Source organism: Stenotrophomonas sp. GD04145 (assembly GCF_029835135.1).
Taxonomy (GTDB): Bacteria; Pseudomonadota; Gammaproteobacteria; order Xanthomonadales; family Xanthomonadaceae; genus Stenotrophomonas; species Stenotrophomonas maltophilia_P.
The window spans coordinates 18,327-44,661 of sequence record NZ_JAODZG010000021.1 but is presented as its reverse complement, the minus strand read 5'-3'; the positions used below and the strand labels follow the sequence as shown (position 1 = coordinate 44,661).

The following is a 26,335-nucleotide window of genomic DNA, read 5'->3' as shown; positions in this document are numbered from 1 at the left end:
TTTTTTCGGCTTACCCATCGGTGGCCACCTCCACCCGGTTGCGCCCGGACGCCTTGGCCCGATACAGCGCGGCATCCGCACGCGCCAGTGCCTGCTCCAGCGAATCGGCGCCATCGTCATGCCACCGCGCCACACCGATACTGACGCTCACCACCGGCGCGGCGTCCGAATCGGCATGGGCGATCGCCAGCGCCTGGACCTGCTGACGCATCCGCTCGAACGGCGCGGTTTCCGGCTCGCCTGGCGACCACTGCCCCAGCGCCACGAACTCCTCGCCGCCGTACCGCGCCACCACCGAGTCAGCGCCGCGAAGCTGCGCGGCCAGCGTCACCGCCACCGCATGCAGGACCGCGTCGCCCGCCGGGTGACCATGATGGTCGTTGTAGCGCTTGAAGTAGTCGATATCGATCATCGCGATGCGCAAGGCGCCACGCGCGTGCGGCCGGCGGAGATAACGCTGGAAGATCTGGTTGGCACGACGATCGAATGCGCGCCGGTTGAGCAATCCGGTCAATCCGTCGTGGTTGGCCAGTGCATCCAGCCGCTGCTCGGCGCGCCAGGTTGCACGCGCCTGCCTTTCCAGGATGTAACTACCGAAGATGCCAGCCAGGTTGCTGGCCAGCACGAACGTCACGCTCTGCAGCATCTGCGCCCAGTGCCGGCCGACCTGCAGCTCCGCCAGCACGAACGCCGATGCGATCAGGGTTCCGGTCAGCGTGGCGACGCCGAAGCGCAGGCCACACAGGAAGTAGTTCAGCAGCAGGAACAGGCTGACGCCTTCATAGGGATAATCCACGCCGGCGCGATGCGCCGTCCAGATCATCGTCACCAGCGCCAGCCCGCTGATCAGCACAGCACCGCCCCCCAGCCACTGCAGATGGCGGCGGAACGCCGGGACGAAGGTGAGTGCTACCGCCACCAGCAGTACCGGCAGCAGCAGCCCGAGCCGCCAGCGCAGCACCTGTGCATGCACATCCGGCGGAAGCCAGAAATGGTCCAGCACGGCAAAGCCGATTGAAAAGATGCCGGCAACGGCACAGGCCCAGCGCATCCGCCAGACCACCTGTTCATCGAACGCGCGGGCAAAGCCGTCGTCCGCATGTACTGCCGTGATGCGCCGGTCCGTGATGCTCATCGCGATGTCCCCGCCCGTGGCCGCGCCACCGTAACGGTCCGCGCATCAAGGGCGCGTGGCGAGCGGCCATGCTGGATCAAACGCGTCCGGCCGCCGCCCCGCTAGAATGCCGGCATGAAAGCCCTGCATTCCCTGTTCCTCGCCGCCGCGATCGCGCCGGCTCTGCTGTCCGCCTCCGCCCCTGCCCATGCCTGGGGCGCGCAAGGTCATCGCCTTGTCGCTGAGGTAGCGGATTCCCGCCTCTCGCCCGCTGCACGCGCCGAAGTCGACCGCCTGCTGGCCACCGAACCCGGTGCCACCCTCGCCAGCGTGGCGCCCTGGGCCGACCAGCTGCGTGCCAAGGACCCGGGCCTCGGCCGCCGTTCCGCCGGCTGGCATTACGTCAACATCGCCGAAGACGGCTGCCACTACGAAGCGCCCAGGCACTGCACCAACGGCAACTGCATCGTCGAAGCGCTGAAGGCACAGAGCGCGATCCTCGGCGATCGCAGCCTGACCGACGGCGAGCGGCTGCAGGCCCTGAAGTTCGTGGTGCATCTGGTCGGCGACATCCACCAGCCAATGCATGCCGGCTACGGTCACGACAAGGGCGGCAACGACTTCCAGCTGCAGTACGGCAACCGCGGCACCAACCTCCATTCGCTGTGGGACAGCGGCATGCTCAACACCCGCAAGCTGGACGACAACGGCTATCTGCCGGTGCTGCGGTCGCTGCCGGCGCCGAAACTGGCGCGCCAGTCCAATCCGCAGCGCGATCCGCAGGCGTGGGCTGAAGCCAGCTGCCGCATTTCGATGCAAGCCGGCGTTTATCCAGCCTCGCGTAAGATCGGCGATGAATACACCGCGCGCTACCGCCCGGTGGCGGAAGCGCAGCTGCGGCTGGCCGGCGAGAATCTGGCGCAGCTGCTGAACCGCGTGCTCGCCGCACGCTGAGGAGGTTGCCGATGCCGGTCCAGGTCCAGTCGTTCTTCCATCGTGACAGCAATACCTTCAGCTACCTGGTCAGCGACCCGGCCAGCGGTGAGGCTGCGCTGATCGATCCGGTCCTGGACTACGACCCGGACACCGATGCCAGCAGCGAGTCGCCGGTCCAGCCCCTGCTGCACGCGATCGAGCAGCAGGGGCTGCGGCTGAGGTGGCTGCTGGAGACCCACGCCCACGCCGACCATGTGTCGGCCGGGCGGCGGCTCAAGCAGCGTTTCCCTCACGCCACGCTGGCCATCGGTGAAGGCATCCGCGCCGTGCAGGCGACCTTTGCGCCGCGGTTCGGCCTGCAGCTTCCTGCCGCGGACGACATCTTCGACCACCTGTTCGCCGATGGCGAGACCTTCACGCTGGGCGAAGTGCGCGGCCAGGTCATCGCCGTGCCCGGCCACACCAGCGACAGCATCGCCTACCTGATCGGCGACGCACTGTTCACGGGCGATTCGCTGTTCATGCCCGACGGCGGTACCGCCCGCTGCGATTTCCCCGGCGGCGATGCGGCGCAGCTGTACCGCTCGATCCAGCGCCTGTTGGCGCTGCCCGAGTCCACCCGCGTGTTCGTCTGCCACGACTATGGCCCGGGCGGCCGCGACATCGCCAACGAGACCACCATCGGCGAGCAGCGCGCGCGCAACATCCACGTGCATGACGGCGTGGCCGAAGCCGACTTCGTCAGCGTGCGCCAGGCCCGCGACGCCACGCTGGCCGAACCGGCGCTGATGCAACCGGCGGTGAAGGCCAACATCCAGGGCGGCGCCTGATCGACGCCGCTGTACCGGCCGGACATGGCCCGGCGCTACCCGGCATCACGCGCGATCATTTTCCCTGCGTACGGACCGTCTGCCGGCCCTTCACGATCTCGAAGGTGAAGGCGTACAGCAGGCTGACCGGCACCGGCTCGATGCGCTCGGCGCTCCCGCAGTCGCCGCGGTCGGCTGGGACCTTGCCGACCGGGTAGTGGCAGACCGCGGCAGCGCTGTACTTCCACATCGCAACCGCCTCCTGCGCCGCCTGCAGCAGCGGCGCGTTCTCCGCTGCAGCGCCGGCGGCGCACTCGGGGCGGTCGGTCAGCGGCAGGCTGCGCTCGACCATGCCTTCCGCATCGACCACCACCTGCAGGCAGATGGTGGTGGGCGCCAGTTCGGTACGCGGATCGCGGTCGCCCACCTTCGGATCAGGCGCCGCATACAGCTGCGGCATCCGATAGCCTTCGCCCGCTGCCAGCGCATAGGCCTGCACCTGACCGCTGCCGCCCGCCGCTGTGGGCTGCAACCGCTGATGGCCGACACTCTCGCTGCGGGTGTCAACCGTGCCCAGTCGCTCCTGGGTGGCACAGCCGGCCAGCAGCGTGGCCAACAGCAGCGCGGCCTGCCTCACCGCGCGCGCTCCGCTTCCCTCTCGTCCTCACTCATGGAGAACGTCAGTGGAATCCGCACGGCGGAAGCCACCGGACGCCCATCCTTCAGGGCCGGCCGGAAGGTCCAGCCCTTGGCGGCCGTGATCGACACCGCATCGAACACACCGGGATTGGTGGCACTGAGCACCTGTACGTCGGTCGGCCTGCCCTCTGCGTCGATCTCGACCTTCAAGGTGACGACGCCGGTCAGGCCCTGCTGGAACGCAGACTCCGGATACTTCGGCGGTGCCATCCTCTCGACCTGTGCAGAACGCTGCAGGCCGGCCACAGCGGCATCGGCCTGCGCGTACTCGGCGGGCTCGACGCCGATCGACGACACGCCGGCCATCCCGAGCTGGCTTGCCCACGCCACCGTGGCCAGGCCCGCGCACACCCCGACCACCAGCACCTGCCCGGACACCCACGGCAATGCCTTCCGCTTGGACTGCTTCAACATGGCGATTCGCTCCTTCAACACGGGTTGGCTGCGCCAGTGACACACTGCCGGCGCAACCGGGTGAACCAGCTGCGCCTTCAGCAGCGTACTGGCGTAAAGTCCGCGCAGCGCAGGCTGCGTGGCAATGGTGCGGGCATCGCAGGCCAGTTCCTGGTCGCGCAGGAACCTGCGTGTTGCCCACGGCATCAGCGGATGGAACCAGAACGCTGCGCGTGCCAGCAGCAACGCGCCGTTCGCCCAGTGATCGCCATTGCGGCGATGGCTGCGTTCATGTGCCAGGATCAACCCCTGCTCGCGTGCATCGAACTGCTGGTCGAAATCGGGGCCGACCACGATGCGCGGCTGCCACAGGCCGACCAGGGCCGGCAGACCGGGATCGGCACTGGCCTGCCAGCTGCCGTCGGCACGCGCCTGCAGACGGCCCAGGACACGTTCGAAGCGCTGCTGCGCACGCAGGCTTCGCAGCAGACTGATCGCCACGCCAAGCATCCAGGCCAGCAGCAGCCACTGCGGCCAGCGCAGGACCTGGGTCGGCTCGCCCTCCGGCGCGACAGGCATCACGTTCAGGGGCAGGGTCGGCACATGCTGCAGCAGGGGCAGCGCAGGCAACGGCAGCAACAGGCCTGCCAGCAGCAGGGGCAACAACCACCAGCTGCGATAGGCCAGCGAGGGCCCTCCCAGCCGCAGCAGCAGCGGCCGCATCGCCGCCAGCAGGATCACCGCCAGCGCCAGCCACACGCTGGCCCGCCACACGCTGTCGAGCACCTCACTCATGGTCCAGCTCCTGGATCAGCTTCTTCAGTTCGGCGATGTCCTGCGCGCTGAGCTGGCCGCGCTCACTGAAATGGGCAACCAGTGGCGCCACCCGTCCTTCGAACACCCGGCCCAGAAAGTCCTGGCTCTGCGCCGCCACCCAGGCCTCGCGCTGCAGCAGCGGCCGATACAGATAGCGGCGGCCGTCGCGTTCGGCAGCGATCGCGCCCTTGGTCAGCAGGCGGTTGAGCAGCGTCTTGATGGTCGGTTCGGCCCAGTCCCGGTGGGCCAGTGCGGCAACCACCTCATCGGCGCCGCGGGGCGCCTGCTGCCACAGCACTTCCATCACGACGGCTTCGGCTTCACTGATCGGATTCATTGTTTACGCCCGTAATCGACAATTCGATTACGCACGTAATCAAACCTGCTGTCAAGCCCTCCATCGACCTGCACTTCATGCGCCCTGGCCCAGCATCGGCCGTCCCGGCCCCGGAGTGCGCATGAAACCGCTGCCCAAGAAGGATTTCCCCGTCGAACAGGCCCGCCGCTTCCTCGAACCCGGCCCGATCGTGCTGGTCAGCACCGCATGGCGCGGCCAGCGCAACCTGATGACGATGGGCTGGCACATGGTGATGGGCTTCTCGCCATCACTGGTGGCGACCTATCTGTGGAACGAGAACCACAGCTTCGCGCTGGCGCGGGGCAGCGGCGAATGCGTGATCAATGTGCCGGGCGTGGAGCTGCTCGATACCGTAGTGGACATCGGCAACTGCAGCGGGCGGGAGGTCGACAAGTTCGCGCACTTCGGCCTGGATGCCCTGCCCGCCCGCGAGGTCGGCGCGCCGCTGGTCGGCCAGTGCCATTCGTGCTTCGAGTGCCGCCTGTACGACGACAGCCAGATCGAGACCAGCAACCTTTTCATCTGGGAGATCGTGCGTGCCCACGTCGCGCCACGGCCGAAACTGCCGCGCACCGTGCACTACCGTGGCGATGGCCGCTTCATGGTGGCCGGTGCGGAAGTCTCGCGTCGACGGCGGTTCAAGCCCGACATGCTGTAATGCCGGAACTCCCCTTACGCAGGATTGCCCCGGATGACCGAACACCTCACCGACCTGGACGCCGCCGTCGATTGGCTGTTCGCGCGCGTGGAAGGGCCGCTGCGGATCGGAGCACCGCTGGCGCTGGGCAAGCCACACCGGTTGCTCAATGCACTGTATGCACGGGTCGAGAACGATCCCTCGCACCCCCTCCAGCTCTACACTGCCCTGTCGTTGAATCCGCCGAAGGTGCGGGGCAGCGGCCTGGAGGCCCGCTTCCTGGGCCCCTTCGCGCAGCGCCATTTCGGGGAGGATTTCCCCCGCCTGGCCTATGCCGACGCGATCGCCCGTGACGCACTGCCCGCCCATGTGCAGGTGGAGGAGTTCTACATGCAGTCCGGCGCCCTGCTCGGTTCCCGGCAGGCGCAGTCCAGCTACACCAGCCTCAACTACACCCATGCCGCTGATGCAGTGGCCCAGCGCGCGCCGCAGGTGATCGTGCAGAAGGTGGCGATGCGCCCGGACGATCGCCGCCTCTCGTTGTCCTGCAACAACGACATCACCCAGGACACGCTCGATGCAATCGCCGCACGCAGCCTGCCGCGTCCGCTGATGGTGGCCGAGATCGATCCGCAGCTGCCTTATCTGGGCGGCACCGCCACGGTCGATGTGTCCTTCTTCGACCTGGTCATCACCCCGCCGCCGCCGTATCCGGCGCTGTTCGGCCTGCCGCGGCAGCCGGTCGCCGACGCCGACTATGCGATCGGCCTGTATGCCAGCACCCTGGTGCGCGATGGCGGCACGCTGCAGATCGGCATCGGCACGCTGGCCGATGCACTCAGCCATGCACTGGTGCTGCGGCATACCGACAACGCGCGCTACCGGCGCGTGCTGCACGCGCTGGACCCGCAGCTTGCGCGACATCCGCTGGTACAGGAAATCGGCGGCCTGGAGCCGTTCGAGATCGGCCTGTACGGCTGCAGCGAGATGCTCAACGAGGGCTTCCGGCGGCTGGTCCAGACCGGCGTGATCAAGCGCAAGGTGCATGACGACCTGGCGCTGATGCAGCGCATCGAGAACGGCAGCACGCTGTCCATCGACCATGCCACGCTGGCCGCCGAAGGCGAATACCTGCATGGCGCGTTCTACCTGGGCTCGCCGGAGTTCTACCAGTGGCTGCGCGAGTTGCCGGCGGATGAACGTCGCGCCATCGGCATGCGCCGCATCAGTGAGATCAACCAGCTTTACGGCGGCAACGAGACGCTGGAGCGCCTGCAGCGCCGCCATGCACGCTTCTTCAACTCCTGCATGATGGCCACTGCGCTGGGTGCGGCGGTCTCCGATGCCCTGGACGATGGCCGCGTGGTGTCCGGCGTCGGCGGCCAGTACAACTTCGTGGCGATGGCCCATGCCCTGCCGGAAGCACGCAGCGTGCTGATGTTCCGCGCCGCGCGCGATGACAAGGGCCATCGCGAATCGAACGTGCGCTGGAACTATGGCCACACCACCATTCCCCGCCATCTGCGTGATATCTACCTGGACGAGTACGGCATCGCCGACCTGCGCGGGTTGACCGACGAGGACTGCGTGCAGGCGATGGCGGCGATCACCGAGGCGCCGTTCCAGCAGGGCCTGCTGCAGCAGGCACAGGCCGCGCGCAAGCTGCTGGCCACGACGCAGCCCGATCCGCAGCGGCTGCAGCGCAATACACCGCAGGCCCTGGCCGCAGCGCTGGCCCCCTTCCGCTCCGACGGCACCCTGCCCGACTACCCGCTGGGCAGCGACTTCAATGAGATCGAGCAGGTACTGGTCAAGGCGCTGGGCTGGTTGAAGGCCAACACGCAGACCCGCGGCGACAAGCTGCGTACCGTCTGGGCAGCGCTGCGGCAACCGGCCGGCGATGGCGATGCGGTGTACCTGCAGCGCATGGGCCTGCAGTCACCGAAGGACTTCCACGAGCGGCTGGACGCGCGCCTGCTGCGGCTGGCGCTGGCACGCACGGCCTGAAGCCGGTAGCGCCGGGCCATGCCCGGCGAGCAGCCGATCCGCCGGGCATGGCCCGGCGCCAGCCCAAAAGGAAAGGCCGGCTTGCGCCGGCCTTCCCTGCATCACATCGCGATGCTGCTTACAGCGCCTTGGCGGCGTCCACCACGTGCGCGGCGGTGATGCCGAAGTGCTTGTACAGCGCATCGGCCGGGGCCGAGGCACCGAAGGTGTCGATACCGATCACCGCACCGTCCAGGCCGACGAACTGGCGCCAGAAACCAGTGACGCCGGCTTCCACCGCCACGCGCTTGCGCACGGCGTTCGGCAGCACCGATTCACGATATGCCGCATCCTGGCGCAGGAACACATCGGTGGACGGCATCGAGACCACGCGGGTCTTGAGGCCGGCCGCGTCCAGCTGGGCTTTCGCTTCCGTGGCCAGCGAGACTTCCGAACCGGTGGCGATCAGGATCACGTCCGGGGTACCGGCGGCGTCGGCCAGCACGTAGCCGCCACGCTCGATCTGCGCGATCTGCTCGGCGCTCCGTGGCTGGTGCGGCAGGTTCTGACGGCTGAACACCAGGCAGCTCGGGCCGTCCTGGCGGGTGATCGCCGCCTTCCAGCTCACCGCCGACTCGACGGCATCGCACGGGCGCCACACGTCGTTGTTCGGGATGTAGCGCAGCGAGGCCAGATGCTCCACCGGCTGGTGGGTCGGACCGTCTTCGCCCAGGCCGATCGAATCGTGGGTGTAGACGTGGATGGCATGGGCCGGGATCAGCGCGCTCATGCGAACGCCGTTGCGGGCGTAATCGCTGAACACCAGGAAGGTGGCATCGAACGGAATGAAGCCGCCATGCAGCGCCAGGCCGTTGGCGATCGCGGTCATGCCGAACTCGCGCACGCCGTAGTACACGTAGTTGGCGTTGGCGTCGTCGCTGGCGACCGAGGTGCTGCCCTTCCACAGGGTCAGGTTGGAGTGCGCCAGGTCGGCCGAGCCGCCGACGATTTCCGGCAGCAGCGGCGCGAAGGCCTCGATGGCCAGCTGCGAGGCCTTGCGCGAGGCGATCGTCGGGCCTTCAGCCGCGACCTTGGCGATGTACGCGTCGGCCTGGGCAACGAAGTCGGCCGGCAGTTCGCCGTGCGAACGACGGGTCAGTTCAGCGGCTTCGGCCGGATACTGGGCCGCATACTTGTCGAACAGCTGTTCCCATTCGGCCTGGCGCAGGGTGCCGGCACCGTTGGCGCGCCAGCCATCGTAGATGGCCTGCGGGATTTCAAACGGGCCGTACTCCCAGCCCAGCTGCTTGCGGGTGGCTTCCAGCTCGTCCTTGCCCAGCGGAGCACCGTGGCTGGATTCCTTGCCGGCCTTGTTCGGCGAACCAAAGCCGATCGTGGTGCGGCAGCAGATCAGGGTCGGCTTGTCGCTCTGCGACAGCGCGGCCTCGATGCCGGCCTTGATGCTCTCCGGGTCGTGACCATCGACATCGCGGACCACGTTCCAGCCATAGGCCTCGAAACGCTCCGGCGTGTTGTCGGTGAACCAGCCTTCGACGTTGCCATCGATGGAGATGTGGTTGTTGTCCCAGAAGCAGACCAGCTTGTGCAGGCCCCAGGTGCCGGCCAGCGAAGCGGCTTCATGCGAGACGCCTTCCATCAGGCAGCCATCGCCCATGAACACCCAGGTGCGATGGTCGACGACTTCCAGTTCCGGACGGTTGAAGCGCTGCGCCAGCAGCTTCTCGGCCAGGGCGAAGCCCACGGCATTGGCGAAACCCTGGCCCAGCGGGCCGGTGGTGGTTTCCACGCCGGGGGTTTCATGGCGCTCCGGGTGACCGGCGGTGTGGCTGCCAAGCTGGCGGAACAGCTTGAGCTGCTCGATCGGCAGGTCGTAACCGCTCAGGTGCAGCAGCGCGTACTGCAGCATCGAGCCGTGGCCGTTGGACAGCACGAAACGGTCGCGGTTGAACCAGTACGGATTGCTCGGGTTGTGGCGAAGGTAGTCGTTCCAGAGCACTTCGGCGATGTCGGCCATGCCCATGGGCATGCCGGGGTGGCCGGACTTTGCGGTTTCAACCGCATCGGCGGCAAGGAAGCGGATGGCGTTGGCCAACTGGCGACGGGTAGGCTGCGTCATGGTTCTGTCGGAATCGGGAGGCGGCCGCGGACGTGCGGGCGGCCTATTGTCCCATAGTCACCGGGTGGGGGTCAGTTCCACTTGCCCGGTCGTGCGGGCGCTGGCCGGCAACGTCGTGATCTCCGCCGGATTCCGCATGTGAAAAGGGGTCGGAGCCCTTTCCGTGCGGAAAGGAATCCGACCCCGATCAGGTCGCCAGGACTCAGTCGCGGTCGGGAACCAGCGCCGGGCCGTCGTGGCCCTCGCCCTTGGCCACCAGGGTGGTCAGCGCCAGATCGCCGGTCACGTTCAGCGCCGTGCGGCACATGTCCAGGAAATGGTTCACGCCCAGGATCAGGCCGATCCCCAGCGGGTTGACCCCCACCATGGCGCAGATCATCGCCACCACCGGCAGCGAACCCGACGGCACGCCCGCGGTACCGATGCCCCCCAGGATGCACACCGCCATCACCATGATCTGCTGGCCGATGCTCAGGTCCACGCCGAAGAACTGGGCCAGGAAGATCACCGTCACGCCCTCGAACAGCGCGGTGCCGTTCTGGTTGGCGGTGGCGCCCACGGTCAGCACGAAGCGGGACACGCGCTGCGGCAGGCCCATCTGGTCGGCCACGCGCAGCGCGGTCGGCAGGGTGGCGTTGCTGGAGGCGGTGGAGAAGGCCATCACCGTCGCTTCCTGGGTATCGCGGAAGAACGACAGCGGCGAACGGCCCGACAGCCACACGGCGGCGCCGTAGGTCACCACCATGTGCAGGCCCAGTGCCAGCACCACCACGCCCACGTAGGCGCCCAGGCGGATGATCAGCTCGAAACCGAACAGCGCGGCCAGGTTGAACATGAAGCAGGCCACCGCATACGGTGCCAGGCGGATGACCAGGTTGATCAGGGTCATCGAGATTTCGAACACGCCTTCGATGGCGCGGCGCAGCGGGGCGACCTTCTCGTCATCGGTCAGCACCATGCCGATGCCGAACATCAGCGCGAAGAACATCAGCGAGAGGATGGCGCCGTTGTCGGAGGCCGCCTGCAGCACGTTGCTCGGCACGATCGACAGCAGCATGTCCATGCCCTTCGGCGTGCCATGGATGCCGGCGACGATCTCCTTGCTGCGTTCGGCGTTCTCCGAGAGCATCAGCGCGGCGGTCTGCGGATCGACGCCGACGCCGGGCTTGAGCAGGTTGACCAGCACCAGGCCGATGGCCACGGCGATGCCGGACAGCAGCACGGTATAGGCCAGCGTCTTCCAGCCGATGCGGCCGAGGGCGCGGATGTCGCCCATCTCCGACACGCCCATGATCAGCGCCGAGAAGATCAACGGCACGATCAGCATGAAGATCAGATTGAGGAACAGTCCCGATGCAGGCGTGGTGATGTAGTCCATGACCCACTTGGCACCGCTCTGCAGACCATCGACGCTGCCACCCAGGGCGTGCACGGTCAGTCCCAGGATCAGGCCGATCGCGAAGCCGATGCCCATCTTCCAGTGCAGGGGCAACGTCTTCTTGCCGGCGGCAGCTGCTGTCATACGCAGGTTTCCTCGAAAAATGAATGCACTCTAACAAAGCGCGCAAGCGGCGCCGGTTCAGGTTCGGCGCTGCGGATACAGCGGCGCCAGCCCAGTGTCGGTGCCGCGGGCGGTCCCCGACCAGTGTGGTCCGTCACGGAAGGCCTCGCGCAACCGCACACGCAGCGGTGCCGGCTCTCCCTGCCCGCCCCATCGCACCTGCTGGAGGTCCTGCAGCACTCGGCGCTGGATCGGATCACCCAGCCTGGCGATGACCTGCTCCAGCCGCGGTACACCTGCCATCGCGCACAGCTGCGCTTCGACCTGGTCGAAGCCCTCGCCGTCCAGCACCCGGCGCAGTTCGGCGACGCTGCCGCGTCCTTCGCTGGCTTCCGGCCCGGACGGCGGCCCCGGCGGGCGAGTGGCACCGCGCATGGACGGCCCGCCGCGTCCGCGCTGCCAGCCCCACAGCAGGGTCAGCAGCCACAGCAGCGCCAGGCCGATCACCGCGGCAATCCAGGGCCAGGGCTGGCTCGGCGTCCCCGAGGCGATCGGATCGGTGGCCGCAATGCGCGTGTCGTCGTCGGGCAGCGCTGCATCGGTGTCGATCGGCGGCGGCGGGGCGGGCGCGGCAGTGCCCGTACCGGCGCTGACCGTCAGTGCCAGGTCCGGCAGTCGTGCCTGCTGCGCGCTGCCGTCGCGCACGTTCCACCATGACACCCTCGGCCCCGGCACCTGCAGCGGACCCGGCTCGCGGGGCACGACGGAGTAACGACGGGTGATCTTCAACCGCGGGGTGCTGCCGTTGAAGGTCTCTTCGTACTGTGCCGGTTCGGCGAACACCTGCGCCGCCGTGCCGAGGTCCGGAACCGGAAGGTCGGTGAACTGGGCACGGGTGGCACCTTCGGCGATCGCTTCGACCACGATGGTGGCCGCCTCGCCGGTACGCGCAGTACTCGGCGCGCTGGTATAGCGCAACTGCAGGCCCTGCAACGGCAGCCACGGCTGCGGCGCCTGCAGCGGCTGTGCCTGCACCTGCAGCGTGCGGTCGGCGCCGGTGGCGTTCATGCGGCCATCGCCCCCTCCGAAAAAGTCATCGAAGAAGCCGCCCGCGCTGCGGCCGTTGAAGCGCGCGCCGGCCAGGCGCAGTGTCCCGCTGCGCTCGGGAATCAGCAGGAAGCGGCGCTCGACCACGTTGTAGCGGCGTCCATTGACCTGCCTCACGTCGGTGCGGTCGTCGCCCACCCGCTGCAGCGAGGCACCGGCGGGCGTATCCACGATGAGCTCGCCGGAGGCCAGCTGCGAGGCGAAGAACAGGCGCACGACCACGCCAACGCTCTGCTGCACATAGGGCGTGTCATCGTCGACATCGGTCTGGATGAACGCCATGGCCGCACCGTTGGCAGCGGTGACCGGGGCGGCGGCATCCACCTGCAACGTCAGCGGTGCGGTCTGCGCAGTGCCCACCTGCAGGGCCGGGATCGTCAGCGTGCCACTGCGTCGCGGCGTCAGTGCCACGCCATACAGACTGCGTTGCTGCATGCTGCCGTTGCTCCACTCCACCTGGCGGCTGCTGGTCTGCCCACTGAGATCGAAGTCACCGCGCAGCGGCGCGAAGTCGGGCGCACCGGCATCACTCTGCACGTTGAGGGTGACCGTATCGCCCATCGCGATGCGATCGCGGTCCAGCCATGCCCGCGGCTGTGCCCAGGCCATCAATGGCAGCCACAGCAGCAGCATTGCCGCACACCGGCGTAGGCCGTGCATGTTCATCGCCCTTCCCTCTTCCTGCGCTCGTTTTCCAGCTGGAACTTGGCCCGCAGCAACGCTCCGGGATCATCCGGCACGCGCCGCATCCAGGCCTCCACCGCCTGTTGTTCCTCGCGCTGGCGCGGCGTGCGACCGTCGTCGCCCGCAACGGCCGGATCATCCTTGCCCTCCCGGCCCTCGCGCCCCTGTTCGATGGCCTGCTGCATGCGCTGTCGCTGCTGCGCGTCGGCCTCGGCCTGCGCATGGGCGTCCTCGGCCTGGGGCGGTGACGGCGGTCCCTGATCACCACGCTCGCCGGGCCGCGGTTGCGGCTGGGCGCCGGAGTCTGAGGGCGGGGGGCGCTGCGAGGGCGCCTGCGGCTGTCCCTGCCCCGACGGCTGGCCCTGCTGTGGCTGGCCCTGCTGATCCTGCGGCGTCGAGGACGGCTTCCGGGGCGGATTCTGCTGTCCCGGGTTCTGCCGCTGGCCACCCGGCGGCTTGCGCTTGCGTGCAGCATCCACAACAGCCCGGTTGGCCACCGCGTCGGCCATGCCCGGGTGCAGGGCCAGTGCGCGATCGTAGGCCGCTATGGCATCGTCGTACTGGCCCTGGCGGGCCAGCACATTGCCGAGGTTGTACCAGCCGGCCGCGGTGTCGAGCCCTTCGAACTGCTGCCGGGCACGTGCGAAGTCACCCTGGCGGTAGGCCTGTACGCCTTCGGCCAGACGCTGATGCTGCACCTGGTCCGCCCGCTTCCACAGCGTGCCCTGCACCGGCCGCGTCTGTGCCTGCGCCTGCGCCTGCGCGCCGTCCGTCCACGGCAACAGGCCGACCGCCAGCACGGCAGCCAGCAGCGCACGCCGTCGGAACGCCAGCAACGCAAGCAGCATCAACGGCGGCAGCAACCAGAAGCCTTCGTCGCGCCATTGGTGACCGGTACCCGGCCGCTGCAGCGCTGTGCCCTCACGGGCATCGAGCACACCCAGCGCGCGCAGGTCGCGGTCATCGGCGGCGATCCGCACATAGCGGCCGCCGCCGGCCGTCGCCACGGCGCGCAGGCGGCCTTCGTCCAGCGCGGCCTGGCGGATCTGGCCGCTGCTGTCGCGGTACGCGGCACCGCCCGGAGTTCCCAGACCCAGCACCGACACCTGCAGCCCCAGGCTGCGGGCCTGCGAAGCAGCGAGTTCGGCCTCATCGTCAGCCTGGTCGGTGACCACCAGGATCTGCCCTTGGGGCGCGCCGGTCTGCCGCATCAGCCGTGTCGCCCAGTCGATGCCACGATCGGCACGCTGGCCGTCGCGCGGCATGACATCCGGCGACAGCGCGTCCAGATAGAGCGCGACATTGCCGGCATCCTCGGTCAACGGAGCGACGGTATAGGCATCGTCCGCATAGACGATCAGCCCAACCTGGCCGCCCTCGCGGGCGCGCAGCAAGGTGCCGATCTTGGCCCGCGCCTGCAGCAGGCGCGACGGCGGCAGGTCGGTGGCGGTGATCCGGCTGGACAGGTCCAGCACCACCAGCAACGGTGCGCTGGCCTGGAACATCGGCTGCGCCTGCTGTCGCCAGCTGGGCCCGGCCAGGGCCAGGCACGCCAGCGTCCAGCCCAGCAGTTGCGCCCACGGCAGGCGCATGCGACGGCGCGGCCCCGACGCCAGCAGATGGGGCAGCAGATGGGCATCGACCGCCTGCCGCCATGCATCGCTGCGGCGCTGTCGATACACCGCTACGGCCACGATCAACGGCAGCGCGGCCAACGCCCACAGCCAGTCAGGCCGCAGGAAATGCAGCGCGCTCCAGTCCGGCAGATGGGATGCCAGGGCGATCATCGACGACGCTCCGGCCATGCCCACGCAAGCGCACCGAGCAGCAGCGCCACGCCCAGCGGCCAGGGATAACGCTCATCGCGCGGGCGCAGGGCCGGTCCCTTCTCCGCGATGGGCTCCAGCCGGTCCAGCTCGGCATAGATGCCTGCAAGCTCGGCAGTGTCGCGGGCACGGAAGAACTGGCCGCCGGTCATCCGGGCGATCTGCCTGAGCGTCGCCTCATCCACCGGGTCCTGGTCCGCGGAAATCGGAATTCCGAGAAAGCGCATGCTGCCATCACCGCCAAAGGCGACGGTGTGGATGCGCACGCCCTCGGCTCGCGCTACCTCCGCCGCACGCAGCGGTTCCAGCACGCCTGCATTGCTGACGCCATCGGTGAGCAGGATCAGCACACGCTGGCCCTCGGGCTGGCTGCGCAGGCGCTTGACTGCAAGGCCGATGGCATCGCCGATGGCGGTCTCGCGCCCGGCCAGGCCGACCACGCTGTCGCGCAGCTGGTCGCGGACGCTGGCCAGGTCGGCAGTGAGCGGGGTCAGCGTATAGGCCCGATCACCAAAGATCAGCAGGCCGATGCGATCGCCTGCACGACGGTCAAGAAAGTCGGCCAGCACGGCCTTGGCGGCGGTCAGCCGATCGACGGCCTGGCCGCCGAGCACCATGTCGGCCTCGCCCATGCTGCCGGACACGTCCATCGCCAGCATCATCTGGCGCCCCTGCTGCGGCGGTGTGATCGCCTCGCCCAACTGCTGCGGCCGCGCCAGCGCCACGCACAGCGCGATCCAGCCCAGCCACAGCAGCAGCGCGCGCCACCTGCGCGCATCGATACGGCCTGCTCCGGCCAGGGCCTCCAGTTCGGTCGCGGCATAGGGCACGCGCAGCGCAGCGCCGGGGGCGGCACGGCGCTTCCAGGCCAGCATCAGCAACGGCAACGGCACCGCCAACAACGCCAATGGCCAGGCCAGCTGCAGGTCCGGCCAGGGCCAGTAACTCGCCAGCGCACTCATCGGCGCCACTCCTGCAGCATCGCCAGGTAACGTCCGCGTGCCCAGCGGCGCAGCACTGCGACATCGGCCGCATCCACCTGCGGCCGGTACGCGCCCTCGGCAAGCAGATCGCGCTGCGCCGCCGGCAACGTCGCCTGCGGATCCACCCGCTGCCACCAGGCGTGGTCATGCAACGCTTCGCTGCCCGGCCGTGCCTGACGCGCGGCCCGGCGCAGCAGGCCCGCAATGGCCGCCACCTCGGCGGCGGCATCGGTCGCGCCCGCCAGCTCGCGATCAAACGCCTGCAACCAGCGCTGCTGACGCCGACGGCGACGCCACCACAGCAGGGCGAGGATCAGCAGCGCCAGCAGCAGAACCGCCCCGATCATCAGATAGCCGGGGGCCGGTGGCCACCACGACGGTGCCGGTGGCAGCTGCACATCGCGCAGGGGCAGGGCTGCGCTCATGCGGGTACCTCGGTAGGCGCCGGCGCCAGCCAGGCATCGCTGGCCGCGTCACTGCTCAGTACCTGCACATCGATGCGGCGTGCCCCCAGCTGGCGCTGCAGTTCCTGCAGCGGTTCAACGAAATGCGCATGCCACTGCGCCTGCACGTCGCTGCGGCGCAGGTCCAGTCCGATGCGCTGCTGGGCGGCAAGGAACTGCAGGGGCGCCGACGGCGGCTGCAGCTCCAGCGGATCGACCAGCAGCACCAGGCTGAGGTCGTGATGCTGGGCCAGCGCTCCCCATCGCGCCGACGCAATGCGGATGGCCTGCTGCGGGTCGGCCAGCACCAGCAGCCGTGCACCCGGACGCAGTACGCGCGCCGCGTGGTCCAGCGCGCGCTCCAGACCCAGATCATCGGCCGGAGGTTGCGCATACCAGCGCGTCAGCGCGTCGAGCACACGCAGCACGCCACGTGGTCCACCGGCCGGCGCCACCGGCGCTTCGCGGTCACTGCCGCGCAGCGCGCCGATCCGGTCGCCGCGGCGCTGCGCCGACCAGGCGGCGACTGCACCGGCACGCGCGGCCTGCACCGACTTGAAGCGCACGCGGGTGCCGAAATACAGCGCAGGCGAGGTATCGGCCACGATCAGACTGACCCGTTCGCGTTCGGCCTGGAACAGCTTGGTATGGGCACGACCGGTGCGCGCGGTCACGCGCCAGTCGATATGACGGGCATCGTCACCGGCGACGTACTCGCGCGATTCCGCGTACTCCATGCCGCGCCCGCGCAGCGGCGACGGTGCCTGCCCCGCATTGCCGGCGCGGCCGCGACGGGGCGGCGGCGGACGCTGGGCCAGACGGCGCAGCGCCACCAGCTCGGCCAGCTGCGGGCGCAGTCCATCGCCTTCGCTGGCGGACACACCATGCTCCTGGGATGTATCGGTCATGCGCAGGCTCAGGGTGCCGGCACCCGGGCCAGCAGTTCCTGCACCAGCCGTTCGCCATCCCAGCCTTCGGCGGTCGCCTCGTAGCTCGGCAGCACGCGATGGCGCAGCACGTCCGCAGCCACCGCACGCACATCATCAGGGGTGACGAAGTCACGGCCGGCCAACCATGCGCGCGCACGCGCGCAACGCTCCAGCGCGATCGAACCGCGCGGGCTTGCGCCCCACGCGATGCGACGGCCCAGCGCGGGGTCGTAGCGGGCCGGATCGCGGGAGGCCAGCACCAGCTCCACCAGGTAGCGTTCCAGGGCCGGTGCCATGTGCAGGTCCAGTACCTGGCGACGCGCCTGGAAGACATCCTGCATCGGCATTTTCTCCGGCGCCGCCGGGGCTTCACCCAGCGCGCCGCGCGCGCGTTCGCGCGCCAGCCGCAGGATTTCCGCCTCAGCCGTCTGGTCCGGATACCCGATGCGCACATGCATCAGGAAGCGGTCCAGCTGCGCTTCGGGCAACGGGAACGTGCCCTCCTGCTCGATCGGGTTCTGCGTGGCCATCACCAGGAACAACGAGGGCAACGCATAGGTGTGGCGACCCACGGTGACCTGGCGTTCGCCCATGGCTTCCAGCAGCGCCGACTGCACCTTGGCCGGTGCACGATTGATTTCATCGGCCAGCAGGATCGGATGGAAGATCGGGCCCGGCACGAATTCGAAACGGCCTTCCTGCGGGCGCCAGATCTCGGTACCGGTCAGATCGGCAGGCAACAGGTCCGGGGTGAACTGCACGCGCGCGAAATCGGCCTCCAGGCGCGCTGCCAGGGCGCGGATTGCGGTGGTCTTGGCCAACCCGGGCGCGCCCTCCACGAGCAGATGGCCATCGGCCAGCAGCGCGATCAGCAGGCGCTCGACCAGGGCGGCCTGGCCGACGATCTCGGCCGACAGCGCCTCGCGCAACGTGTTGAACGCCGCGTGCAGGCGGGACGTGGCCGGCGTGGCAGCCGGCATTGCAGATTCGGGCATCGGCGGGGGCAGGTTCATGAGGGCCTTTGACCGGCACAGGACGGCACGGGTTCCCGACATCATCGCAGGGTGCCCCGGCGATGGCATCAAGAGACGCTGAACAGCGTCCACGCCCTGCGTGGATGCATGGCCGCAACGCAGACGGGGCCGCACATGGCGGCCCCGTTTCGCACCTGCTGCAGGCGGTGGCTCAGTTCTGCTTGGCCACGCGCAGCACCTTCGGCGTCACGAACACCAGCAGCTCGGCCTTGTCCTTGTTGCGACCGCGCTTCTTGAACAGATTGCCCAGGAACGGCACATCGCCCAGGAACGGCACCTTGCTGATGCTGTTGCGATCGGTGAACTCGTACACACCGCCGATCACCACGGTCTGGCCGTCCTCGACCAGCACCGCGGTATTGACTTCGCGGCGGTTGATCGACGGCACCGTACCGTAGCCCTGCAGTTCGATCAGGCGATCGACTTCATCCTTCTTGACCTGCATGTTCAGGAACACGCGGTTGTCATTGGTGATCGTCGGGGTCACCCGCAGCTCCAGCACGACTTCCTTGAACTGCACGTTCGGCGTCGAACCCGCGCCGCCGGCGGCACCGGTACCGCTGATGGTGACGTAGCCGATCTCCTTGCCCTGCTTGATCATCGCCTCGCGCTGGTTGGTGGTGACCACGCGCGGATTGGAGATCACTTCGCCACGCGATTCCTCCTGCATGGCCGACAACTCGACATCCAGCAGGTAGCCCGCGTTGAGGATCGACAGCGCCAGCGAACCCGGGTTGTTGGCCAGGGCCACCGGCAGGTTCCAGTTCAGGCCACGCTCGATGGTCGAGCCGGTCGGCACGGGTGCCGGACCGACACTGCCACCGGCCTGCCACTCACGCACGGCCTTGGCGTTCTCCAGCGCGGTATCGACCTGCGATTTGCGGGTCTTGGCGTTGGCGTCGAGGCTGCCGCTGAAGTAGACATTGTCGCGGCTGCCGCTGATGCCGAACTTCGCACCCAGTTCGCGGGCAAAGGTGTCGGTGGCGATCACGATGCGGCTTTCGATCAGCACCTGGTCCACTGGACGATCGATCACCCCGATCAGTTCGCGCATGCGTGCGATCTTCTTGGGGATGTCGCTGATCATCAGCGTGTTGGTGCGCTCGTCGGCAACGATGCGGCCGCGCGTGGACAGGAACCCGCTTTCCTCCTGCGACGAGGAACCGCCACTTCCACCACCGCCACCGCCGCCGATGCCCTTGGCCTCGGTCAGCGCTTTGAAGATCTGCGTGGCGCTGTGGTAGTTGATCTGCACGTAATCGGTCACCAGGTCTTCGCGGTTCTCGATGGCGATGCGGGCGTCTTCCTTCTCCTGCTCGAACTTGGCCAGCTCGGCCTGCGGCGCGACCCAGATCACGCTGCCATCGCGACGCTTGTCCAGGCCCTTCGCGCGCAGCACGATGTCCAGCGCCTGGTCCCACGGAACGTTGACCAGGCGCAGGGTCACGTTGCCCTGCACCGAATCGGACGCCACGACATTGAGGTTGGATTCTTCGGCGATCAACTGCAGCACCGTGCGCACCGGCACGTCCTGGAAGTTGAAGGTGACCGGCTTGCCCGAGTAGCCACGCTGGCCGACGGCCTTCGCCGCCTGGGTGACCGTACCGGCGTTGACCGCACCGACGGCGGCGGGCGCCTGTCGCGGACTGATCTCGACCACGTATTCGTTGCCGCTCTGGTAGGCCAGAGATTCCACCGTGCCCGCCGTGCTCAGCACCAGCTGGGTCCCGGCGCCCGATGGCTTGGCATCGATGCGCTGCACGGGCGTGGCGAAGTCGACCACGTTCATCGGCTTCTGCAGGTTGGCCGGCAGGCGCGCGTTGCCCACATCGACCACGACGTTGCTGCCCTGCGTGCGCAGGTCGGGAATCGCGCCCTGGCCGTCGAACTGCAGGATCAGGCGACCGACGCCGTCGTCGCCGCGCTTGAAATCGATCTTGGACACCGACAGGCCAGTTGTCGCCGGGGCCGAAGGGGCCACCGCGGTGCTGGCCGGTTTCTCCGCCGGTGCGGCGGCCAGCGCCGGAGCGCAGGCCAGCATCAGCGCGACTCCCAGCGCGCTGACACGGTTCAAGGTAGAGCGCCGGATGGGACGCAGCCCCTTGGCTTGGTGAAAGGTCATCGTGCTATCCCCAGTAAACGATCATTGATCTTCCAGCGCGAGCGTCGCTGGCCGTTCCAGCCAACCACCCGCGCCATCCGGCACCAGTTCGATCAGTTCAACGCGGTCCTCGAAGACCGCGGTGACCCGCCCGTCGCTCTGCCCCAGGTAGCCGCCCGGGCGGACCCGGTAGGTGACCTTGTCCGGCCCCATCACCAGCGCGACGGTGCTGCCGCCGGTGCCGATGGTGCCGACCATGTCCAGTGCGTCCAGCGGGAAGCCCTCCAGGGGCTCCTTGCGCCGGTTCGGGTCCGGTCGCAATCCGCCGTTCCCCTGCTGCGGATTGGTCCAGGCATCGGTGAACGGATCGCGCATGCCCTGCGCGGAGTATTCGAAGGTCTCGAACTGCTGCATCACCGGCAGCGGCTCCAGCGGCTGCGCCGGTCGCGCACGCTCGCCCTCCACCCACTTCTCCAGGTTCGGTGCATCGCCCGGCGTGCTGGTCACGCCGCGGCCACAGCCGGCCAGCAGCAGGACCGCCAGCACCATCGACCCGCGTACGATCTGTGCGCGCATCACTTCCCGCCCTCCTTGCCGGCGTCAGCGCTCTGCTGCGCCTGCACTTCGGCTTCGTCCAGATACCGGTAGGTCTTGACCGTGCCGGACAGCTCCAGCGCACCTGCGCGGACGTTGCCGCTGGTCTTGTCCTTGGGCTTGAGGTTGATGTCGTGCATGGTCAGGATGACCACCCGCGGCAACGAAGCCACGCCGCTGACGAACGCACCGAACTGGTGGTAGCTGCCCACCATCCGCAGCTTGATCGGCTTCTCGGCGTAGAACTCCTTGATCTGCTCGGACTCGGGTTCGAACAGCTCGTTGGACAGGCCGCTGGACAACGCGGTCTGCGAGATGTCGATGATCAGGTCCGGCATTTCGGTCTTGCTCGGCAGCTGCCGCAGCATCTGCTGCAGCACCTGCTCCATCTGTGCCAGCTGCTGCTTCAGCGGCGCCAGGTTCACCGCACGTTCCTGCTGCTTGGTGAACTCGGTGCGCAGCTCGGTCTCCTGCCGCTCCAGGCCCTCCAGTTCCTCGCGCTTGCCACTGATCAGCAGCATCCACGCCACGAACATGATGACCAGCGCCAGCAGCGCGCAGAAGACGATCTTGGCCTTCTGCGGCCAGTTGCCGATGTCGTTGAAATCCAGGTTCTTGAGGTCGATCTTCTGGCTCATGCGCGGTCCCCCTGCAACGGGGCGTGGAAGGCCTGCGGCGGCTGCGCCAGGCGGCTGCCCTCCGGCTTGGCCGGCGCGGCGGCCGGCGGGGCCGTTGCCGGGGGCGGCGTGGTGGCGGGTGCCGTGGCGGGTGCGGCGGGCGCGGCGGCTTCGGGCGCGGCCGACAGCGGTGCGACCGGTTCGGCGGCTGCGGTCGGTGCCACGGTGCCATCGGCATTCAGGCCCGGCGGCGCGGTGGCCTCCTCGCTCTGCGCCGGCAGCTTCACCTTGACCACGAACACATACGGCAGCGCCTTGATGTCCGATACCGGGCCCGGGCGACCGTCCTTGTCCTTGTCCGGCTCACGCGCCTCGATGATCGACAGCTCCGGGCTGGCCATCCAGCCGGACGTCTCCAGGTTGCGCATGTACGCCGAAACGCGGGCGTTGGACTGGGTGCGGCCTTCCAGGGTGAGGGTGTCGCCTTCCTGCTTCAGGGCGGTCAGTACGACGCCATCGGGAATGGTGCGCACCAGCGCGTCGAACAGGTGGACCATCTGCGAGCGCTTGGCCTGCAGTTCCTCGATCACCTTCTTGCGCGCCAGCAGCCGCTCCTTCTGCGCGTCGAGGCGGTCGATCTCCTTGTTCTGCTCCTTGACCTTGTCGATCTCGGCCTGCAGGTAGGCATTGCGGTCCATCTGGCCGCTGACCTGGCGGTCGTAGTAGAACCAGATCATCAGCGACAGCAGCAGGCCACCCACGGCGGCCATGCCCAGCATTGCGTAGAACTCGCGCTGGCGTTGCTTGCGCCGTTCGGCGCGCCAGGGCAACAGGTTGATGCGTGCCATCAGTCGAAGCTCCTCAGCGCCAGACCGGTCGCGATCATCAGCGCGGGAGCATCCTGGGCCAGCGCATGCGCGTTCACCTTCGGTCCCAGCGTCATCTGCGCCAGCGGATTGGCGACCACGGTCGGCACACCCAGCTGCTCCTCGACCATTTCCGGCAGGCCCCCAAGAACCGCGCAGCCTCCGGCCAGCACGATGTGATCGACACGATTGAATTCGCTGCCGGCGTAGAAGAACTGCAACAGGCGGCTGATCTGCTGGACCGTGGCTTCCTTGAACGGCTCCAGCACTTCCATCTCGTAGCTTTCCGGCAGCCCGCCCTGGCGCTTGGCCAGGCCGGCTTCCTCGTAGCTCAGGCCGTAGCGGCGCATGATCTCGTCGGTCAGCTGCTTGCCGCCGAACACCTGTTCGCGGCTGTACAGGCTGCGCCCGCCGCGCAGGACGTTCAGGGTGGTCATCGTGGCGCCGATGTCGACCAGCGCGACCACGCCGTCGGTGGACACCGGTAGCTCACTGGCAACCAGGGCGAAGGCGTTCTCGACCGCGAAGGCCTCCACGTCCATCACCTTGGCCTGCAGGCCGCCGAGTTCCAGCGCCGACTGGCGCAGTTCCACATTCTCGGACCGCGACGCGGCCAGCAGCACCTGGACCATCTCCGGGTTGTTCGGGATCACCCCGATCACCTCGAAGTCCAGGTTCACTTCCTCGATCGGATAGGGAATGTAGTTGACCGCTTCCAGCTCGATCTGCGCTTCCATGTCGTTCTCGTCGAGCTCGGCCGGCATCGGGATCACCTTGGTGATCACGGCCGAGCCGGCCACGGCGGCGGCGGCCTGCTTCGCCTTGCTGCCGGAACGGTTCAACGCCCGGCGGATGGCCTCACCCACGGCCTCCACCTCGACGATGTTCTTCTCCACGACCGCATTCGGCGGCAGTGGTTCCACGGCGTAATGTTCCACACGGAAACGATTGCCACTGCGGGAAAGCTGCAACAGCTTTACCGCAGTCGAACTGATGTCGACGCCAATAAGCGGCGACTGACTTTTTGGGATGAGCCCCACGGTTTCTCCCCTGCCGACGGGCACTTGGACGCAAGAACTGCGACCGCGCATTAATAACGTATTCTTAGCAAATGGCAACCGCCCTGCTGTGAATTCCCTCACAGGTTCACGATGCAGCCCCTGGCGTTTCCCCTTGCGCTCCCCGGTGCCGACCCCAGCCGCCACCTTGCGTAATCTATACTCTGCGACCACGAAATTCGCAATCGGAATCTGAACCCGATGACTCGACTCCGCCGCTGGCTGCGCTGGATCTTCCTGATTGTCCTGGTCCTGGCGCTGATCGGTGCGGCCGCTGTGGGCGGTCTCTACTACGCTGTGTCCTCCAAGCTCCCCGACGTGCAGACCCTGCGCGACGTGGAGATGCAGGAGCCGATGTACGTCTATGCCGCCGACGGCAAGCTGATGGCGGTGTTCGGCGAGACCCGGCGCACCCCGGTCACCATGAAGGACGTGCCGGAGAAGCTGAAGCAGGCTTTCCTGGCCACCGAGGACGCCCGCTTCTATGAGCATGGCGGCGTGGACTACAAGGGCATCGCCCGCGCGGTGTGGCTGCTGGCCACCACCAACGACAAGCGCGTGCCCGGCGGGTCCACCATCACCCAGCAGGTGGCCCGCCAGTTCTTCCTCAGTTCCGAGTACAGCTACACCCGCAAGCTGGCCGAGATCCTGCTGGCCCGCAAGATCGAGTCCGAGCTGAGCAAGGACGAGATCTTCGAGCTGTACCTGAACAAGAGCTTCTTCGGCAACCGTGCCTACGGTGTGGCCGCGGCAGCGGAGTTCTACTACGGCAAGAAGCTGGCCGAGCTGGACCTGGATGAGATGGCCTCGCTGGCCGGCATCCCGAAGTTCCCCTCCTCCGGCAACCCGATCTCCAACCCGGAACGCGCCCGCCAGCGCCGCGACAACTATGTGCTGCAGCGCATGGCCGATCTGAAGTTCGTCAGCCAGGCCGAGGCCGATGCGGCCAAGGCCGTGCCGATGCATGCCACCGCGCATGAGCCGCCGGTGCAGGTCGAGGCGCCCTACGTGGCCGAACTGGTGCGCCAGGAGATGATCGCGCGCTTCGGCGGCGATGTGGTCAACAAGGGATACCACGTCACCACCACCATCGATTCGACCCTGCAGACCGCGGCCAACCTGTCGGTGCGTGACGGCCTGCTGCTGTATGACCACCGCCACGGCTGGCACGGCGTGGAGAAGCAGGTGCAGCTGGGGGCCGGCGACGATGCCGCAGCTCTGGCCGAACATCTGCGCGGCATCCCGGCGCAGGCCGGCCTGCTGCCGGCGATCGTTGCCAGCGCCGGTGCCGATGGCAGCGCCACGGTGGTGCTGGCCAACCGCAGCGAGATCGTGCTGCCGGCCGGTGCCGCCCGGTGGACCAACAAGACCCCCGGCAAGCTGGTGCAGCGCGGCGACATCGTGCGTGTGCGCGCCGGCGACAAGGAGGGCGAGTGGCTGTTGGACCAGATCCCGCGCGGCCAGTCCGCGCTGGTCTCGCTGGATGCCCACAGCGGTGCGCTGAAGGCGCTGGTCGGCGGTTTCAGCTTCTCCGGCAACAAGTTCAACCGCGCCACCCAGGCCCGTCGCCAGCCCGGTTCGAGCTTCAAGCCGTTCGTCTATGCCGCAGCGTTCGACAAGGGTTACAACCCGGCTTCGATCGTGCTTGATGCCCCGGTCGTGTTCCGCGACCGCCGCGGCAAAACCTGGGCACCGCAGAACGATGGCGGTGGCTTCCGCGGCCCGATGCGCCTGCGCGAAGCCCTGGTGCAGTCGCGCAACCTGGTCTCGGTACGCCTGCTCGACGGCATGGGCGTGGACTACGCCCGCAAGTACATCAGCGAGTTCGGCTTCGCCGAATCGGAGCTGCCGCCGAACCTGTCGATGTCGCTCGGCACCGCCTCGCTGACCCCGCTGTCGGTGGCCCGTGGCTATGCCGTGTTCGCCAACGGCGGCTCGCGCGTGGACACCTGGCTGATCGACCAGGTGAACGATCGCGACGGCAACCTGGTGTTCAAGGAGAACCCGGCGCTGGCCTGCCGCGACTGTGCCGGCAGCAGCGACCAGCCGGTCAGCCAGGTCGTGGACGGCTTCAACTTCGGTGCCCCGGCCCCCACGCCGGACCCGGCCGCCGCCAAGGCGCAGGCCACCACGGAAACCGCTGCCGCACCGGTCAACCCGGATGCGCGCACCGCGCCGCGCGCGATCGATGCACGCACCGCCTACCAGCTGGTGTCGATGATGCGCGATGTGGTCCAGCGCGGTACCGGCACCCAGGCCAAGGTGCTCGGCCGCGAGGACGTGGGCGGCAAGACCGGCTCCACCAACGACCACCGCGATGCCTGGTTCTCCGGCTTCGGCGGCCCGTATGTGACCACCGTGTGGGTGGGCCGCGATGACTTCCGTTCGCTGGGTTACCGCGAATACGGTGGCAAGGCCGCGCTGCCGATCTGGATCGAGTACATGCGCACCGCGCTGAAGGACACGCCGATCGCGCAGAACGACCCGCCCAGCGGCATGGTGCAGACCACGCTCAACGGCGCGACCGAGTGGGTCAAGGTGGAGGACATGGATCGCCTGACGGACTACGACCTCAACCTCAATACCCCGCAGGCCGACGCGGCTGCGTTCGATATCTTCTGACGCGCGCCGCGGGCGTCACCGTCGAGCCAGCGCATGCCCGGCTCGACGGCCCGCCCAGCCGAGCGTGGGCCCGGCCCCGCATCCC

At 68.2% G+C, this 26,335-nt stretch carries 22 protein-coding genes; 5 read left to right on the top strand and 17 right to left on the bottom strand.

Features of this window, described 5'->3' with window-relative positions:
- Window positions 1-10: 10 nt before the first annotated feature.
- Window positions 11-1,135, bottom strand: a complete 1,125-nt coding sequence (locus tag N7367_RS12100) for a GGDEF domain-containing protein (protein ID WP_262219116.1) — start codon at window positions 1,133-1,135, stop codon at window positions 11-13.
- Window positions 1,136-1,249: 114 nt separating this feature from the next.
- On the opposite strand from N7367_RS12100, the gene N7367_RS12095 reads away from it, so the two are divergent.
- Both N7367_RS12095 and N7367_RS12090 read left to right on the top strand, forming a co-directional pair.
- Complete coding sequence (locus N7367_RS12095; RefSeq protein WP_065175752.1) at window positions 1,250-2,068, top strand: S1/P1 nuclease; 819 nt, start codon at window positions 1,250-1,252, stop codon at window positions 2,066-2,068.
- A gap of 11 nt (window positions 2,069-2,079) precedes the next feature.
- Window positions 2,080-2,880 carry an MBL fold metallo-hydrolase gene (locus tag N7367_RS12090; RefSeq protein WP_279942469.1) on the top strand — a complete coding sequence of 267 codons (801 nt, stop codon included), beginning with the start codon at window positions 2,080-2,082 and terminating at the stop codon, window positions 2,878-2,880.
- 55 nt (window positions 2,881-2,935) lie between these two features.
- Here N7367_RS12090 and N7367_RS12085 read toward each other — a convergent pair whose 3' ends face one another.
- Genes N7367_RS12085 through N7367_RS12075 form a run of 3 tightly spaced genes read right to left on the bottom strand, consistent with a single transcriptional unit; the run spans window position 2,936 to window position 5,104 of the window.
- On the bottom strand, window positions 2,936-3,496 hold the full coding sequence (locus N7367_RS12085; protein WP_065175751.1) for a hypothetical protein: 561 nt from the start codon (window positions 3,494-3,496) through the stop codon (window positions 2,936-2,938).
- Complete coding sequence (locus N7367_RS12080; protein WP_279942468.1) at window positions 3,493-4,746, bottom strand: TonB family protein; 1,254 nt, start codon at window positions 4,744-4,746, stop codon at window positions 3,493-3,495. The genes N7367_RS12085 and N7367_RS12080 overlap by 4 nt, the downstream gene beginning before the upstream one ends.
- Entirely contained in the window at window positions 4,739-5,104 is a 366-nt protein-coding gene (locus N7367_RS12075; protein WP_065175749.1) for a BlaI/MecI/CopY family transcriptional regulator, read from the bottom strand. The genes N7367_RS12080 and N7367_RS12075 overlap by 8 nt, the downstream gene beginning before the upstream one ends.
- Before the next feature lie 121 nt (window positions 5,105-5,225).
- On the opposite strand from N7367_RS12075, the gene N7367_RS12070 reads away from it, so the two are divergent.
- Entirely contained in the window at window positions 5,226-5,783 is a 558-nt protein-coding gene (locus N7367_RS12070; RefSeq protein WP_053518474.1) for a flavin reductase family protein, read from the top strand.
- Between the two features lie 33 nt (window positions 5,784-5,816).
- Complete coding sequence (locus N7367_RS12065) at window positions 5,817-7,769, top strand: acetyl-CoA hydrolase/transferase C-terminal domain-containing protein (protein ID WP_279942467.1); 1,953 nt, start codon at window positions 5,817-5,819, stop codon at window positions 7,767-7,769.
- Between the two features lie 118 nt (window positions 7,770-7,887).
- On the opposite strand, the gene tkt is transcribed toward N7367_RS12065, so the two are convergent.
- The 13 genes from tkt to N7367_RS12000 all read right to left on the bottom strand — a co-directional run bounded on the left by tkt (window position 7,888) and on the right by N7367_RS12000 (window position 23,610).
- On the bottom strand, window positions 7,888-9,885 hold the full coding sequence (gene tkt / locus N7367_RS12060; RefSeq protein WP_279942464.1) for a transketolase: 1,998 nt from the start codon (window positions 9,883-9,885) through the stop codon (window positions 7,888-7,890).
- Between the two features lie 202 nt (window positions 9,886-10,087).
- Window positions 10,088-11,407 carry a dicarboxylate/amino acid:cation symporter gene (locus N7367_RS12055; protein WP_128988489.1) on the bottom strand — a complete coding sequence of 440 codons (1,320 nt, stop codon included), beginning with the start codon at window positions 11,405-11,407 and terminating at the stop codon, window positions 10,088-10,090.
- Between the two features lie 57 nt (window positions 11,408-11,464).
- Window positions 11,465-13,159, bottom strand: a complete 1,695-nt coding sequence (locus N7367_RS12050) for a BatD family protein (RefSeq protein ID WP_279942463.1) — start codon at window positions 13,157-13,159, stop codon at window positions 11,465-11,467.
- The gene (locus N7367_RS12045; RefSeq protein WP_279942462.1) at window positions 13,156-14,964 is read right to left on the bottom strand and encodes a VWA domain-containing protein; all 1,809 of its coding nucleotides are present in this window, start codon (window positions 14,962-14,964) and stop codon (window positions 13,156-13,158) included. The genes N7367_RS12050 and N7367_RS12045 overlap by 4 nt, the downstream gene beginning before the upstream one ends.
- The gene (locus tag N7367_RS12040) at window positions 14,961-15,965 is read right to left on the bottom strand and encodes a VWA domain-containing protein (RefSeq protein ID WP_053518465.1); all 1,005 of its coding nucleotides are present in this window, start codon (window positions 15,963-15,965) and stop codon (window positions 14,961-14,963) included. The genes N7367_RS12045 and N7367_RS12040 overlap by 4 nt, the downstream gene beginning before the upstream one ends.
- The gene (locus tag N7367_RS12035; protein ID WP_279942461.1) at window positions 15,962-16,411 is read right to left on the bottom strand and encodes a DUF4381 family protein; all 450 of its coding nucleotides are present in this window, start codon (window positions 16,409-16,411) and stop codon (window positions 15,962-15,964) included. Before N7367_RS12035 ends, N7367_RS12040 begins: the two co-directional genes overlap by 4 nt.
- Window positions 16,408-17,337 (bottom strand): DUF58 domain-containing protein, encoded by a 930-nt coding sequence (locus N7367_RS12030; protein ID WP_279942460.1) that lies wholly within the window; start codon window positions 17,335-17,337, stop codon window positions 16,408-16,410. The genes N7367_RS12035 and N7367_RS12030 overlap by 4 nt, the downstream gene beginning before the upstream one ends.
- Window positions 17,338-17,345: 8 nt before the next feature.
- Window positions 17,346-18,371, bottom strand: a complete 1,026-nt coding sequence (locus N7367_RS12025) for a MoxR family ATPase (protein WP_180875905.1) — start codon at window positions 18,369-18,371, stop codon at window positions 17,346-17,348.
- Between the two features lie 172 nt (window positions 18,372-18,543).
- Window positions 18,544-20,514: a type IV pilus secretin PilQ family protein gene (locus tag N7367_RS12020; RefSeq protein WP_053518459.1), complete on the bottom strand. Its 1,971-nt coding sequence runs from the start codon at window positions 20,512-20,514 to the stop codon at window positions 18,544-18,546.
- Window positions 20,515-20,535: 21 nt separating this feature from the next.
- Window positions 20,536-21,069, bottom strand: a complete 534-nt coding sequence (locus N7367_RS12015) for a pilus assembly protein PilP (RefSeq protein ID WP_053518457.1) — start codon at window positions 21,067-21,069, stop codon at window positions 20,536-20,538.
- Complete coding sequence (gene pilO, locus N7367_RS12010; protein ID WP_053518455.1) at window positions 21,069-21,725, bottom strand: type 4a pilus biogenesis protein PilO; 657 nt, start codon at window positions 21,723-21,725, stop codon at window positions 21,069-21,071. Before pilO ends, N7367_RS12015 begins: the two co-directional genes overlap by 1 nt.
- Window positions 21,722-22,552 (bottom strand): PilN domain-containing protein, encoded by an 831-nt coding sequence (locus N7367_RS12005; protein ID WP_279942459.1) that lies wholly within the window; start codon window positions 22,550-22,552, stop codon window positions 21,722-21,724. Before N7367_RS12005 ends, pilO begins: the two co-directional genes overlap by 4 nt.
- Window positions 22,552-23,610 carry a pilus assembly protein PilM gene (locus N7367_RS12000; protein WP_053518451.1) on the bottom strand — a complete coding sequence of 353 codons (1,059 nt, stop codon included), beginning with the start codon at window positions 23,608-23,610 and terminating at the stop codon, window positions 22,552-22,554. The genes N7367_RS12005 and N7367_RS12000 overlap by 1 nt, the downstream gene beginning before the upstream one ends.
- A gap of 219 nt (window positions 23,611-23,829) precedes the next feature.
- Here N7367_RS12000 and N7367_RS11995 point away from each other — a divergent pair, with 219 nt between their 5' ends.
- A complete protein-coding gene (locus tag N7367_RS11995) occupies window positions 23,830-26,250 on the top strand; it encodes a penicillin-binding protein 1A (protein WP_065181675.1) in 2,421 nt (806 codons plus the stop codon).
- Window positions 26,251-26,335: the final 85 nt, after the last annotated feature.

Coding starts and splice junctions, on each gene's coding strand:
- N7367_RS12025 (WP_180875905.1), bottom strand. CDS start 18,371: ATGAACCTGCCCCCGCCGATGCCCGAATCTGCAATGCCGGCTGCCACG.
- N7367_RS11995 (WP_065181675.1), top strand. CDS start 23,830: ATGACTCGACTCCGCCGCTGGCTGCGCTGGATCTTCCTGATTGTCCTG.
- N7367_RS12055 (WP_128988489.1), bottom strand. CDS start 11,407: ATGACAGCAGCTGCCGCCGGCAAGAAGACGTTGCCCCTGCACTGGAAG.
- N7367_RS12070 (WP_053518474.1), top strand. CDS start 5,226: ATGAAACCGCTGCCCAAGAAGGATTTCCCCGTCGAACAGGCCCGCCGC.
- N7367_RS12065 (WP_279942467.1), top strand. CDS start 5,817: ATGACCGAACACCTCACCGACCTGGACGCCGCCGTCGATTGGCTGTTC.
- N7367_RS12015 (WP_053518457.1), bottom strand. CDS start 21,069: ATGCGCGCACAGATCGTACGCGGGTCGATGGTGCTGGCGGTCCTGCTG.
- N7367_RS12020 (WP_053518459.1), bottom strand. CDS start 20,514: ATGACCTTTCACCAAGCCAAGGGGCTGCGTCCCATCCGGCGCTCTACC.
- N7367_RS12005 (WP_279942459.1), bottom strand. CDS start 22,552: ATGGCACGCATCAACCTGTTGCCCTGGCGCGCCGAACGGCGCAAGCAA.
- N7367_RS12075 (WP_065175749.1), bottom strand. CDS start 5,104: ATGAATCCGATCAGTGAAGCCGAAGCCGTCGTGATGGAAGTGCTGTGG.
- N7367_RS12090 (WP_279942469.1), top strand. CDS start 2,080: ATGCCGGTCCAGGTCCAGTCGTTCTTCCATCGTGACAGCAATACCTTC.
- N7367_RS12040 (WP_053518465.1), bottom strand. CDS start 15,965: ATGAGTGCGCTGGCGAGTTACTGGCCCTGGCCGGACCTGCAGCTGGCC.
- pilO (WP_053518455.1), bottom strand. CDS start 21,725: ATGAGCCAGAAGATCGACCTCAAGAACCTGGATTTCAACGACATCGGC.
- N7367_RS12030 (WP_279942460.1), bottom strand. CDS start 17,337: ATGACCGATACATCCCAGGAGCATGGTGTGTCCGCCAGCGAAGGCGAT.
- N7367_RS12050 (WP_279942463.1), bottom strand. CDS start 13,159: ATGAACATGCACGGCCTACGCCGGTGTGCGGCAATGCTGCTGCTGTGG.
- N7367_RS12095 (WP_065175752.1), top strand. CDS start 1,250: ATGAAAGCCCTGCATTCCCTGTTCCTCGCCGCCGCGATCGCGCCGGCT.
- N7367_RS12045 (WP_279942462.1), bottom strand. CDS start 14,964: ATGATCGCCCTGGCATCCCATCTGCCGGACTGGAGCGCGCTGCATTTC.
- N7367_RS12080 (WP_279942468.1), bottom strand. CDS start 4,746: ATGAGTGAGGTGCTCGACAGCGTGTGGCGGGCCAGCGTGTGGCTGGCG.
- N7367_RS12100 (WP_262219116.1), bottom strand. CDS start 1,135: ATGAGCATCACGGACCGGCGCATCACGGCAGTACATGCGGACGACGGC.
- N7367_RS12035 (WP_279942461.1), bottom strand. CDS start 16,411: ATGAGCGCAGCCCTGCCCCTGCGCGATGTGCAGCTGCCACCGGCACCG.
- tkt (WP_279942464.1), bottom strand. CDS start 9,885: ATGACGCAGCCTACCCGTCGCCAGTTGGCCAACGCCATCCGCTTCCTT.